Origin of the sequence: Enterobacter sp. JJBC (assembly GCF_036936505.1) — a bacterium.
In the GTDB taxonomy this organism is placed as follows: domain Bacteria; phylum Pseudomonadota; class Gammaproteobacteria; order Enterobacterales; family Enterobacteriaceae; genus Enterobacter; species Enterobacter hormaechei_C.
In genome coordinates this window covers 22,335-36,235 of record NZ_CP136937.1, presented here as the reverse complement: position 1 = coordinate 36,235, position 13,901 = coordinate 22,335, and the positions used below count along the sequence as shown (strand labels likewise).

Here is a 13,901-nt window from a genome sequence, read left to right as displayed (position 1 = left end):
GCAATCTACATCCATCTAGGTGAGTCATGCGCCAACATGGCTCACACTTACGCGTAAAGTTAAGTCGCTGATTTCAGATATCTGTAGTATCCTCTGCGAAACGATCCTTGCTTGATCCTTGAGGAGGCAAATATGTCGCAGGTCGGAAATGCAGTAACTTCCTCATCGAAACGCGCTTACAGAAAGGGTAATCCCCTTAGTGAAGCTGAGCGACAGAAAATTGCTTCGGCTAAAAAAAGGGCTACGCATAAAGAACTGAAAGTATTTATTAAGCCCGAAATCAAAGAGTATCTTTCTAACCTTTGTGAAGAAGATGGTGTTACTCAAGCTGAAGTGTTAGAAAAGTTGATTGAAAGGGAAGCTTTTAGTCGAAAAGCATCGTGATGGACTCACTTTCTTGATACTTAAGATTTTGAGTGCTAGATTACTGATCGTTTGAAGAATTTTGGCTGGCCACGCCGTAAGGTGGCAGGGAACTGGTTCTGATGAGGTGTCTACCCGGGACCAGAAAAGACAAAACCCCGATAATCTTCACAAGGTTTGGCGACTCAGAGAAGACTAACGGGGCTTACCTAAACTGTATAGAAGCTGTTGCTCTATGCAGGGAGTATAGTTTTATGCTCAGAAAAGTTCAATACCTGTTTCTGTGCCATTTGCTCCTTCCGTGCAACATAAGTGCGGGAAGGTGTGACTGACGCTCAGACCCTGTTCTCCCATTATCGTCAGGTCAAAAACCCGAATCCGATATTCACGCCGCGAGAAGGGAAAAAGACCCTGCCGTTCTGTCGTAAGCTGATGGCGAAAGCTGAGGGCTTCACGTCCCGTTTTGACTTTTCCGTCCATGTGGCGTTTGTACGCTCGCTGGGTAAACGTCACCGGATGCCGCCTCTGCTGCGTCGTCGTGCCATTGATGCACTGCTCCAGGGGTTGTGCTTCCACTATGACCCGCTGGCCAACCGTGTCCAGCGTTCAATAACCAACCTGGCGATTGAATGCGGGTTGGCCACAGAGTCGAAAAACGGCAATCTGTCCATCACCCGCGCCACACGGGCGCTGAAATTTATGGCGGAGCTGGGGCTGATTACCTACCAGACCGAATATGACCCTCAGATTGGCTGTAATATCCCGACTGATATTACCTTCACGCCGGCACTGTTCTCGGTGCTCGATATCTCTGACGTGGCTGTTGTGGCTGCCCGCCGCAGCCGCGTTGAATGGGAAAATCAGCAGCGTAAGAAGCAGAACCTGAAGCCACTGGAGATGGACGAGCTGATAGCAAAGGCCTGGCGTTTTGTGCGCGAACGGTTCCGCAGCTACCAGTCCGAGCGTAAGTTACATGGCCTGAAACGCGCCCGTGCGCGACGTGACGCGGACAGAACCCGTAAGGACATTGTGACCCTGGTGAAGCAACAGCTGACGCGGGAATACGCCAGCGGACGATTCACCGGCGGTCTTGATGCCATGAAGCGGGAGCTGGAGCGCCGCGTGAAAGAGCGCATGCTGATGTCGCGCGGCAACAACTACACGCGGCTGGCCACAGTCCCCATATAACCCTTCCTGTGTGAAAAATCCGGCTGGCGCCGGAGGGTTTCGCACGTCTGCTACTCCCGGCTGACGGTTTTCTGCACGAAAGGACGGCCGTCCTTCCTGACATTCACTCTATTCCGCCATCAGAATGGCCAGAAATTGCCTCGCCAGCATCATGTCCGGTCGCTGAATTCAGTTACCCACAAATAACTGCAAGGGAACTTTCCATAAAGTTACAACCGTTATGCTTGCAGAGCGCCAAGCGGCCTGATTTCAAAGTGCGTGGTTTCCTTTAAAAACCAGCTCTGTACTTCTTTTAAATAAATAATCTTTCTCTCTTATAAATAAATAACCTGTTCGTCGCCTGACCTGTGGACAGGCTCCTGATAATGCCCGCCCTTGCAGCGGACTCACGTCCGCGCCGGTTCGGCAACTGCCTAAAGTAGCTCCCATCGCTACGCGACGGGCCCCAGGTACATTCATAGTTACAACATACGAAACAATTCCCCAAAAGCAGGAGCAGTGCCTGCCTGAACCCTCACAGCCCCTCCCCATCACTGAAAAGCGAGGCCCCCCCCGGCCGAAGGCCGGGAATGTCGTCGCTTTTGATGATGGATGTTGTAACTAGAATTCTGAGTGGCTGTGAGTGGTGTCGCTGAAGGTGTTGAGTACACGCCCGTAAGCGGCCCTAACGGCCCGCTAACGCGGAGATACGCCCCGACTACGGCTTCGCCTTGTCGTGACCACTCCGACGCCGCACAAAAGCTTCTATATTGCTTTCAGCGGGTTTTGGTCTGGCAGGGGGAAGGGATGGATTGGTGGAACCTGTCAACAGCGTAACCGGCTGTGCCGGGCTACGGCGCCATTAACCACTATGCTCTAGTCCACTTCTGAGGGCGCCTCTATGCGCCCCTGGCGCATTCCTAGAATGCCTGCGCGCTGCTCGTCATTCACAACACGAATATAGAAGTTGCGTTTACGGCTATGCCGGGTATCGATACCACAGACCGTCAGTATCCTGTTCATCAGTCGCACCTGCCTCCATGCAGGCAGGTGATTGGGGTTCTACGCCGGAACCGCCGAAATTTCCGTTACCCCAGTTTCAGCCCCGCCACCAGTGCATCCAGGTCCATGATTTCATTGCTACTATGAAAGGTGTAATGCCCGTTCAATAAAATGTGCTGCCACGCCACCGGGGATATCCGGGTCAGCGCTTCAATACCTTTAGCGTTGCCTTCCGCTTCCAGACGCTCCAATAATCGCGACAGGATTGCAGAGTTGTAGTAAACGATCGCGTTGGAGATCAACCGCCCGCACTGGTTACTGATTTCCGTTTCAAGGTCATTTTTCCCGCTCAACTCTTTCTTTCCGCCGACTTTGGAGACTGCGGCGCGTAGCTGGTGATAAGATTCAATCCGGTTCTGGGAGCGCCGGATATTGCGTTCCAGTTGCGGATCACGCAGATACTTCAGTGTGTAGATGCTGCGAACCAACCGGTCATATTCAAATATCGCCTGTCTTGTCGGATTGGTTGTTGTGTACGTACATAGCTTGCGCATCAGCGTTCCCTGCGTCATCTCCTTCAGTCCCAGCGTAGCGACAATACGATCGAGATTATTTTTTTCGCGGATGATAAGGTCCTGATTAATCTGCCCAACTGGCTGAATCAGACATTTTTTATAGGCCGCTGGCTCCCTGGTACAATACAGCTCCTTCAACTGCTTGCTCAGGTCGGTGAAATGAGGTTCAAAACGAAGCCCAAACCAGTGCAGGATCGCAAAGTTGGCTTTATTGATGCTGTGCATGTCTCCGGTAATGGCTGTGGGTTTCACTTCTGAGGTGTTACGGTACCAGATATCAAAGACATGATGGCCTTCATACTCGTTTGTGCCTATCAGATAACCGTTGATCGGGATGTGGTTACACAGCAGCGTGTAGGCCACCATGCCTTTACCGCGTCCAAAATATTTACGTGAATGTCTGGCCTTTACCGTTGGCCGTTCAACGCCAAATTTTTGCCCGTCAACGGCTCCATAAAGGGTCTCCGGATCAAACGAATAGAGCGGAAAAACCGGCAGGGCTTCTATGGCATCGGTGATGCAGTTATTGGCTATAAGAAGTGACGCCAGACGAAGGTACTGTTCGTACGTGGTTTCCAGCACATGGAGTGGAATATCGCTGGTTCGTGCCATCACATGATGGCCATGGTTCATCGCCTGAGCAACGATGACCGCCATCAGACTGTCTGCGTCGGCATATTTTTTTGCATAACGGGGCTGCAGCGGTTTCATCGCCGGGAGGAACCGGCACTGCTCGTTAACAAAGCGGAAGACGTCAGTTATATCGCAGAACGGTAGCTGCTCATAAAAACGCTTCTTCTGTGCCTTATGACGACTGACCACCGATTTATGCCAAGTCAGTTTTTGCGTTTCTTTATCGTATTCCAGATGCTTCAGCTTCCCCTGTTTTAGTTCGCGATTGAACGCTTTCCATTGTCGGTGCAGCTCGGACTCCAGCGCTTTGAGCTGCGTTTTTATCGGTTTCTGTAGAAAGGGAATTTTCATGTCAGCCAGCACCGCGGCTTGTTCCTCTGCTGATACCAGTTCACGTATAGGAATTTGGAACCATTTCTGCTCCGGATTAAGCTGACTAAAATTTAATCACCATCCGATTTGTATGTTGCCGGGTTAGTCTGCATCCTGCACTATGGTTGTTATTTGTGCTTTTTCAGGTCGTTTTATGTGCTTTTTACAACCGACTGGCGGATCTTTCCTGCATCAGGCCGGGATATACCTCATCAGACTGATCTCCCGGGCATGAGTTTTCAGCCCCTGTACATTCAGGCCGGCCACCGCACGACGGTATACCATCTTCCCTCCGCACAACACGCATTCAAACGGGTCGCGTCGCAGGAACTGCTTGCTCATCTGCGCGTAGCACACCTTTGCCACCGCCTCCGGTTTATCCATCCCCAGTGCGCTGTAGACCGCTGGCAACTTTTCTCCACACACCCGGTTGGCCAGAAAGCCAAAATACCGCACCATCCGAAAGAACTTCTCCGGGATATGCTGCTTCAGGCGTGCCACGATTTCCCGCTGCGTCAGCGTCTCTGTAGCCTGCTCACCCGTATTGTGGTCATGGTAGCGGAAGCTCAGCGTGGCACCGCCGGCATAGTGTGCCAGCCGGGAGCCTGCTATCGGCGGTTTTTTCAGGTAACGGCCCAGATATTTCACGGTGTTTTTGCCACCCGCCGTCTTTTTGGACATGTACACATGCCAGTAATCGCCTCCGGCGGTCAGTACCAGGCTGCGCCACTGTGATTCGGTGGTGATATGCGACAGCGAAGGGGGTATTGCGATGCCATCAGACCAGACGCTCAGCAGCAGCTGACGGATATTCCACATCCAGCGGGCGCGCATGGTGTCCTTCCGGAAGCTGATTTTTTTCCATTTGCCGTGCGCATCAATACCGCCGCAGGTGACGGAGACGTGCACATGCGGATGCCAGTTGAGACGACGACCATAGGTATGAATTGCGCAGAAAATGCCGATATCCAGCCCACGCTTGCTGGCGGCATACAACAGGTTATCGACTGCCAGGCGGCAGAGGTCATTAAGCAGCCAGCGGTTGACCTCAAACAGGGGCCACAGCGTGTCGGGCAGGGTGAAGACGAGGTGTATCCAGTCGCAGTCCGGCAGGCGGTTGAGCTGAGCGGCAATCCAGATATCAGTGGCCTTTTTCCCGCAGGAGGGACAGGCGCGACTGTGGCAGGTATTGGTAATGTATTTTACATGCGGGCAGCCGGGATTATCACAGCCATACTCCTTCACGCCGGTGATGCGGGTACCGCAGGCGAGCATTTTTGTGACGGCTTCGACCTCGATATCGCGCAGGCCGCCGGCATCGAGGAAGGAGGTCCAACACTGGTTGGCTGTAAAGAGTTTTTTAAGTGGGCGAGGGGTAAAACCGGACAACATGGGGCAGATTAATCTCCGGTATCCTGCAGGCGAGTGAGAGCGGCAGTATCGTTGCGGTGCTCCAGTATGGCAGCGACGACCATTACCGGAGGCGGATCCATGGGCTTCATCAGTTTAATCCAGTCCCATTCACGCTGAGAGAGCTTATCAGCGGCAACGGAGAGGAGGACGGTATCGATACTTTTGCGGGTCATCATGGAGAAAGGTCCTGAGGAAAATATGTAGTTAGATCATACATATTCCACTCAGCGTATGGCAACTACGGGCCAGGCAGACGGTCGTGTTTTTCAATTTGCAGCCGTCAGGCTGCCCTGTTCCCATGATCGCATTCGATAACGTTGTTCCGGTATTTAATCTGCCGGTGCTCCACCTCCGGCGGGCATTTCCCTTGACGTTTCAGTAACGCCAGTGCCCGGGCGTAAGTCGGTGCTTTGTCCGTATTGATGATGTGCGGGATCTGCCACCGTTTTACGTTGTTTAAAATCTTACCCAGAAACCGGGACGCGGCCTTCGTATTGCGGCGCGGGTAAAGGTAAAAAATCAACAGTGCGGCTCCTGCTGTCAAGGGCCTGGTACAGATAAGCCCACCGGCCATTCACTTTGATATAAGTTTCATCCAGATGCCATGAACAGAAGCTTGAAGGCTGACGGCAGTGCCAGCGTAGTCGCTTCTTCATTTCCGGCGCATATCGCTGAACCCAGTGGTAAAGGGTGGTGTGATCAACATTTACGCCGCGCTCGGCCAGCATTTCCTGGAGTTCACGATAGCTGATGCCATATTTGCAGTACCAGCGTACCGCCTACAGGACGATGTCGCGCTGAAAATGCCGGCCTTTGAATACATTCATGGGGAGCGTCACTTGTGAAAATGGGAATAAAACTATCTGCGCCGTGATATTTGCAATAGAGCCCATATTCCCTGATTATTCGGCTCATATTAAACATACAATAAACGAGCGGTGTAAAATAAATGTTTTGATTCTGTTGCGGATATTTGTTTTCGGCGCGCAATTATCTATATCTATCTCATTTGACTTCCTTAGAGATAGTTTCTTTCTGACTGAGTTTTAAGAAGATTCCCGATGTTTTCCATTAAATTACGATCGGTTGTGGCGATCAATTGAAGCATTTCAATTGCTTTTGACAATCAATATTAGTTTATTGATCGTTTTTGTTGATCGTGAAGTATTGCCGTATCATTATTTACTTTCCGCAATTAATCATCTACAGCAGCCTGGCTGCGACCGCAACGTTCGTCCGGCTGCGGGGATTAATTTATTGTCTTTCTCTGGAGTACTTATAAATGATACGTTCGCGCTCATCGCATCCGTCCGCGGATGCTGGCCTCTCTCCGGGCCTGCGCCGTCTGGCCTGGCTTAACATCGCTGTACAGGCGGCTTTTCCCCTCGCGATAGCCTTTACGCCTGTGATGGCCGGGGCTGGCGAGCAGCGTTTCCTGCCGCAGCCTGCGCCCCTGACTGCGCAGCGTACGCAGGTCTACACCCTGGACGTCGGTGAAACCGCGGCTTCTGTTGCAAAAAAATACAATTTATCACTGGATTTACTGCGCGAACTGAACCAGTTCCGCACTTTTGCGCATGGTTTTGACCACCTGCAGGCTGGTGATGAGCTGGATGTTCCTGTCGCCCCATTCCCTGAAGTGCGCTGGGGCGATGTCCCGGCCGCATCCGTATCAGGTCGTAATAGTGAAGACATGCAGGCGAACAAAGTCGCAGGGTATGCCTCACAAGCAGGGAGCTTCCTGGCCGGCAGCGCAAAAAGTGACGCGGCCGCATCCATGGGTAGAAGCATGGCGACCGGGGCTGTCGGTGGTGAAGTCCAGCAGTGGCTGAGCCGTTTCGGAACGGCCCGCGTACAGCTGGATGCGGATAAAAACTTCTCTCTTAAAAATTCTCAGCTCGACCTGCTTGTCCCTTTGTACGAACAAAAGGACAGTCTTGTCTTCACCCAGGGCAGTATTCACCGGACCGATGACCGCACCCAGTCTAATCTGGGGTTAGGGTACCGCTGGTTCGCCGCTGACTGGATGCTGGGCGCTAACACCTTCCTTGACTACGACCTGTCCCGGGAGCATGCCCGGGTGGGGCTGGGCGGGGAGTACTGGCGTGACTTCCTGAAGCTGGGTATCAACAGCTACCACCGACTGACGGGCTGGAAAAACTCACCGGACCTTGAGGACTATGAAGAACGTCCGGCCAACGGCTGGGATGTCAGAGCGCAGTACTGGCTACCGGCATTGCCGCAGTTCGGCGGAAAGCTGACTTATGAGCAGTATTACGGCGATGAGGTGGCTCTGTTTGGCAAGGACAACCGTCAGCGAAATCCGCACGCCGTCACGGCAGGCGTGAATTACACGCCAGTGCCGCTGCTGACGTTCAGTGCAGAGCAGCGGCAGGGGCAGTCAGGTAAAAGCGACACCCGCTTCAGTATTGATATGAACTACCAGCTGGGAATGCCATGGCAGCACCAGATTAATCCTGATGCGGTGGCAGCCATGCGTAGTCTTGCCGGTAGCCGGTATGACCTGGTGGAGCGCAACAACAACATCGTGCTGGAGTACCGCAAAAAAGAAGTTATCAGTCTTAAGACAGCAGACCTGGTGACGGGCTATGCCGGTGAGCAGAAGTCTCTGGGAGTATCTGTCAACAGTAAGTACGGGCTGGAGCGTATTGACTGGTCGGCTTCGCCGCTTATTGCCGCTGGAGGTAAAATAGTTCAGAACGGGGGTGACTGGACGGTGGTGATGCCGGCTTACCGTTCAGGCGTGGAGGCATCTAACACCTACACCGTCAGCGGTGTTGCCGTAGATAAAAAAGGGAACGCTTCCGGACGTGCAGATACCCAGATTACCGTTACACAGGCGGCGATTGATACCACTACAAGCTCACTTACCCCGCCTGCAGCGACACTGCCAGCAGATGGTACCACAACGCAGGAATTTGTCCTTAAGGTGAATGATAAAGAAGGGAACCCGGTCGATATTGGGGAAAAAGAAATCAGCCTGGATAAAACATCCAGGCTTCGCGGGAGCAGCAGCGCCACCGTGTCGTCGTTTACCCGACGAGCGGCCGGAGAATATGTGATGACAGTCACCTCCGGGACGATGCCTGAAGCATTCACGATTACACCCTCAGCCCGTAATACAAAATTTGCGTCTGCAGATGTTAAGCTGGCCGCAGACAATGCCACGGCAATGGTAAGCGCTCTGGATATTGTTGAAGACAATGCCCTTGCAGATGGTAAGTCACAAAACAGATTTCGTGTGACCGTTGTCGATGCGCAGAGTAATCCTGTCCCCGGTCAGTCAGTCAGCCTTCAGGCAGATAACAGCGCCACTGTTGCAGAGTCAGCCATCACAGAAGCAGATGGTACGGTCATTGTTCCCGTTACTTCATCGCTTGCAGGCGAAAAAACCGTTACAGCCAGTATCAACAATAAGGCAAGTAAGACGCTGAAGCTCTCTTTCCGTCCTGACCAGAACACGGCGCGGATTGAGCAAAAAGATTTTAGCATTCTTCCTGAGGTCTCCCTGGCTGACGGAAAGACAGAAAAAACCGTCTCAGCCCGGGTGACTGATGCGAAGGGCAATACCGTACCGGACGTCCTGGTGACATTCAGTGCAGATAATGGCGCAGTGCTCGCTGAGGAGAAAGCCAAATCGGATAACCGGGGTATGGTCACCACCACGATGACCAGTACTGTTGCAGGTATTGCGCACGTGGCTGCCAGCGTGAACAGCCAGTCAGTCTCAAAGGAGACTACCTTTACCGGCAATAATGCAACGGCCATTGTGACCTCTGTTGATACAGCTGCTGCGTCCGGTGTTGCTGACGGTGTAACGGCTGTGACATTCAGAGCACTCATTAAGGACCAGAATGGAAACCCACTTTCCGGTATTCCTGTTGACTGGAAATCCAGTAAGGACAGCAGCATCGTCGTCTTTAATAATGCGCAAACCGTCACGTCAGAAAAGGGGATTGCTGAAGTACGGGTTACCAGTACGCGGGCGTACAGTGACGTGGTAGTGACTGCGTCCACGAATGCATCGTCAAAGGATGCTTCTCCGTTTACCTTCGTGGCTGACAGGCAGAACCCGGTCATCAAGGAATTCAACACTAACAAGCAGACGCTGACGGCCAATGGTAAAGATTCAGCAGAACTGACAGTCAGCATTACTGACACCAATGGTAACCCGCTCTCTGGTGTGGAAGTGGCGCTCACTAACAACAATAATGCCGGAATTACACCCTCCCACCCGGTGACGGGTGCAGATGGCACGATCTCCGCTGCCCTGACAACGATTCATGCAGGTGAGATGACCGTATCCGCATCCCTTGGTAAAGGGGATGCGAAGTCGCTTGTCCTCACGGCCATATCTGATGAACAGACTGCGAATGTCAGCGTGACGGCAGGTACCACTTCCGCGACCGCAGGACAGGCGCAACCCGTTATTCTGACGGCCACTGTGGTAGACGGGAATAACAACCCGGTCTCTGGCACCAGTGTGGCGTGGCAGACCAGCCATAACCTGCTGAGTGACACCGTCAGTCAGACGAATGCAGAAGGCAAGGCCATGGTACAGCTTACCGGAACAGAGGCGGTCCTCACCACGGTCACTGCCGTACTGTATAACAGTAAAAAAGGTTCGGCTCAGGTGACTTTTGGTCCGGGAGAGCCAGAAAATGACCACAGCCAGCTTTCGGTGTCCCCTCAGTCCATTACGGCTGACGGCCAATCCAGGGCACAAGCGTCTCTTATCCTCCGCGATAAATGGGATAACCCTGTACCAGGGAAGACTATCGACTGGAGCGCAGATACAACATCGGGTATCCACTTTACGCCAGTGGAAAAGGGAGAGGGAGTCTATCAGGCTTCAGTCACCGGGACCGCTGAGGGCGCGTGGGCTCTGAAGGCGGCAAGTGGAACGGTTAATCTGCAGACACCTCTGGCACTGCTGGCAAGCCAGGACTCTGCGCAGATTGACAGTGTGACTGTATCCGGCCCGGATACGGCCAGAGCTGACGGGCAGGAAACCGTGACGATTCGGGCGCAGGTTAAGGATGGGAATGGCAATACAAAACTTAAAGGGGTTGCAGTGGGCTGGAGTTCCACTCTCGGTACTCTTTCCTCAAGCCTGAGTAAGACAGATGAAAACGGCGTGGCTGAAATGACGCTGAGTAGTCGTGCAGCTGGCAGCGCCCGGGTTTCAGCCATGCTGGGTGGTGGCGCGCCGATTCAGGCAAATAAAGCCGTCACTTTCACCGCTGGCGATATCAGTGCGGATAAATCCTCACTCAGTATCTCTCCGTCCAGCATCATTGCAGCAAAAGAAAGTGCCACGCTCAGCGTCACAGCCCGTGATGTCGAAGGGAATCTGCTCCCGGGTCTGAAAGATAAGATAAATGCCGGTTTCACGCCTGACCTGAATATGACCGTATCCGCTTTCAGCGAGGTATCACCGGGCATCTACGCGGCAAGTGTATTGGGTAAAAAAGCAGGTACATCCCAGGTAAGTGCTGACGTCAGCGGTATCCGCATCAATCATACCGCCTCAATAACGCTCCAGGCTGATAATGATACTGCCAGAGTCAAAGGTAGTATCACCGTCACACCGGCTTCTGCCACCGTAGGCGATGTTGTCACGTATGCAGCCGTGCTGACCGATATTAACGAAAATGCTCTGGGAGCAGGGCTCCCTGTCACCTGGAGCGCAAATGAGGGCAGCACACTCAGCGCACAGATGACCCGCACGGATAATTCCGGCACTGCACATGTCACGCTGAGCCGGAAGCTCGCAGGCACTGCCAAAGTGGAGGCTATTCTCCCTTCAGGTACCACGTCTGCGCCTGACGTGATATTCAGTGCCGGTGATGTGGATGAAAGTCGCTCAGAACTGACACTGGTACCTTCAGTGGTTGTGGCCGGAAAAGAGACAGCCACACTGGCACTGACATTGCGTGACAGTAATGGCAACCTGCTTACAGGGAAGAGCGTCAGTGGTCACAGCGATAATAATGATGTGACCGTTGGTGAAAGCCAGGAAAACAGCAATGCGCCTGGCCACTATAAAATGACGGTGAGCAGCGACAAGGCAGGCTCTGCCACGCTGACTGTTAACGTGGGTGACAAGGCGCTGAATAAGAGCCGGATACTGACGGTGAAAGGCGATACAGACAGCTGGAAACTGACTGCGGTTACGCCGGACAAAACCAGCCTGACTGCCGGTGACGCCAGCGGGGTGACCTTCAGTGCTGTAGTCACAGATGCTAAGGGGAACCCGCTGAATAATGTGGTGGTTTCCTGGCAGCTTCGTGGCGAGGCGGAAAGCTATGCGCCAACGTCGCGTACTAATGAAAAAGGTATTGCGACCACCACGGTGAAAAGCCATACCGCAGGGCTTCTTCAGATAACTGCGTATCTTGATGCGGATAACCATATCCAGGCCAATAACGTCACCGTTGTCGCCGGGGATATAAAAAACGCCACCTTTAGTGCAGACAAAACCAGTATTGGCTCTGACGGTAAGGATACTGTCAAATTCACAACCAGCCTGGAAGATACCTGGGGTAACCCGGTCACAGGAAAAACGGTTTTGATCGAAGGCGCTGACTCGTTGTCGGGCTTTGCGCTCAGTGAGGTTCAGGACCAGCAGAATGGACGCTATGTGGCAACAGGTACTGCAACAACTAAAGGGCAGGTCACACTCAGTGCACGTGTGGACGGTACAAAAGTGGGGGATTCCGCTACTGTCACAGTCGGAGCCATTACACCAGATTTACGATTTGATAATGCCGTTCAACCCGTGACATGGACAAGAAACTTTACCGCATCGCAGGCGGTACGGGGCATGCCAGAAGGTGTGGAACAAATGTGGTCAAGTTCGGATACCAGTGTGGCAACTGTTGGCGCGAACGGAAAAGTGACACTCCTTAAATCCGGCAGTGCCAGAATTTCTGTTTACACCCCCGGGAATGAGCAATATGACCAGGCGATGGCGTCATACACAATGAATGTGTCTAAAGCAAACCCTGGGTTAAAAGCCGGAACAGGTGACCCTATAACTGCAGTATGGGCTGATGGTCAGGAAAGAAATATTACTGCCACCTATACAAACGGCGATGTACAGGACGGGCTGAAGGCTACATATTCGGCCAGGAGTGAAGCTGTTGTTAAGGTGGATAGCTCAGGAAAATTAACTGCAGTGAAGCCAGGGGCCACGACTGTCACCGTCAGTACGCCGGAAACAGAACAGTTCCTTGCCGCCTCAGCGGATGTTGCTTATGTACTGAACAAAGCGACTGCTGATGTGAGTTTCGATACCTCCGTAGTGAAAACGACGGATGAAGATGCCTTCACGCTTCAGGAGCCTGTCACCACGCTGACGTCGCAGGCCAGTATCCAATGGACGTCGAGTAATACAAACGTAATAAACGTATCCGGTTCAGGTAATGTTCAGGGAAATATCGGTAAGGGACAAACCCGTTTGACGCTTACAGTGCTTGCTAATGATTATTACAATGCCAGTTCCGGGTATTACGATGTGATGGTGTATACAAAGCCATCTGTTAATCTTGGTGAGGTTTCTTACATAAGCAAAGGAAGTAAAGGCAGCTCCGGCACATGGACGCCAGTATTTACTGATGACTCGCTTTCGGTTACCTGGAGTGCGGATGCTTCTGATGAATTCAGTAAACCAGAGAGCGTGACCGTATACCTTCTTGACAGTAGTGACAATGTTCTTGCCAGCAAAGAGGAACTGTCACCATCGGGAAGCATAACGACAACCCTGGCCCCGGACACTTCGTTTTGGGATAAAACAGTACATGTCGCATTGGTTGCCAATAGCTACGGCAACCTAGAAACAAAAAAAGTGTCCTCGTCGATTAGTGTAAACAATCTCTTACCCAAGAACATCTGGACAGCCTTAACCGTCAGGTCGCAGGTAAAAACCATCACATCGCAGGGTGAGGATGACGCTTGTAAGGAAAGTGCATTTGGCCGAGAGCATTGGAATAACGCTGTCATCACCGGAGACAGTATTGATTTTGGCGGTAAGACATTGCTTGCTACGATGTCGGTCAAAGCCAGAGTCAATGCAACGCAAAATGGATCGAGTTCTGCTACAGGATATTTCCCGAACTCATACGATACCGTAACAACAAACCAAAAAGTTGCATTCGGTTCGCTTCAAATAGCCAGCAATTGCTGGAGAAATCATACTGGAGGATATCGGGTAGGAATCACCGTTGACTATGCCGGAAAAAGCTACGATTACTGGGCAGCTGAAAGCCATGGTTGGGGAGGTAATGGCGACGGCATGTATGTAGACCGGATTGATAATTTTTGAGCTAAACAAATCTCCCCCCTTGAACAGGG

The 13,901-nt window shown here is 52.3% G+C and carries 7 protein-coding genes and 3 pseudogenes; 4 read left to right on the top strand and 6 right to left on the bottom strand.

Annotated features, from left to right (window positions below):
- Nucleotides 1-132 precede the first annotated feature (132 nt).
- On the top strand, nt 133-384 hold the full coding sequence (locus tag RY075_RS23885; protein WP_032635028.1) for a replication regulatory protein RepA: 252 nt from the start codon (nt 133-135) through the stop codon (nt 382-384).
- A gap of 40 nt (nt 385-424) precedes the next feature.
- Here RY075_RS23885 and RY075_RS23880 read toward each other — a convergent pair.
- Nucleotides 425-535, bottom strand: a pseudogene (locus tag RY075_RS23880) (replication protein RepA).
- An 82-nt stretch (nt 536-617) separates the two neighbouring features.
- On the opposite strand from RY075_RS23880, the gene tap reads away from it, so the two are divergent.
- Both tap and repA read left to right on the top strand, forming a co-directional pair.
- Nucleotides 618-695, top strand: coding sequence for a RepA leader peptide Tap (gene tap, locus RY075_RS23875; protein WP_020323529.1), 78 nt, complete (start codon nt 618-620; stop codon nt 693-695).
- On the top strand, nt 676-1,551 hold the full coding sequence (gene repA / locus RY075_RS23870; protein WP_338628851.1) for an incFII family plasmid replication initiator RepA: 876 nt from the start codon (nt 676-678) through the stop codon (nt 1,549-1,551). The genes tap and repA overlap by 20 nt, the downstream gene beginning before the upstream one ends.
- Nucleotides 1,552-2,406: 855 nt before the next feature.
- On the opposite strand, the gene RY075_RS23865 is transcribed toward repA, so the two are convergent.
- The 5 genes and pseudogenes from RY075_RS23865 to RY075_RS23845 form a co-directional block, all read right to left on the bottom strand.
- A complete protein-coding gene (locus RY075_RS23865; RefSeq protein ID WP_338628850.1) occupies nt 2,407-2,553 on the bottom strand; it encodes a hypothetical protein in 147 nt (48 codons plus the stop codon).
- A gap of 65 nt (nt 2,554-2,618) precedes the next feature.
- Nucleotides 2,619-4,133: pseudogene (locus RY075_RS23860) on the bottom strand (Tn3 family transposase); the annotation flags it as partial.
- Nucleotides 4,134-4,304: 171 nt separating this feature from the next.
- The gene (locus RY075_RS23855; RefSeq protein ID WP_338627973.1) at nt 4,305-5,504 is read right to left on the bottom strand and encodes an IS91 family transposase; all 1,200 of its coding nucleotides are present in this window, start codon (nt 5,502-5,504) and stop codon (nt 4,305-4,307) included.
- 8 nt (nt 5,505-5,512) lie between these two features.
- Nucleotides 5,513-5,701, bottom strand: a complete 189-nt coding sequence (locus tag RY075_RS23850; RefSeq protein ID WP_338627974.1) for a hypothetical protein — start codon at nt 5,699-5,701, stop codon at nt 5,513-5,515.
- 119 nt (nt 5,702-5,820) lie between these two features.
- Nucleotides 5,821-6,352, bottom strand: a pseudogene (locus RY075_RS23845) (IS6 family transposase); the annotation flags it as partial.
- Nucleotides 6,353-6,933: 581 nt separating this feature from the next.
- Between RY075_RS23845 and RY075_RS23840 the strand changes: the two are divergent.
- A complete protein-coding gene (locus tag RY075_RS23840; protein WP_338628856.1) occupies nt 6,934-13,872 on the top strand; it encodes an Ig-like domain-containing protein in 6,939 nt (2,312 codons plus the stop codon).
- The last annotated feature ends 29 nt before the right edge of the window (nt 13,873-13,901 follow it).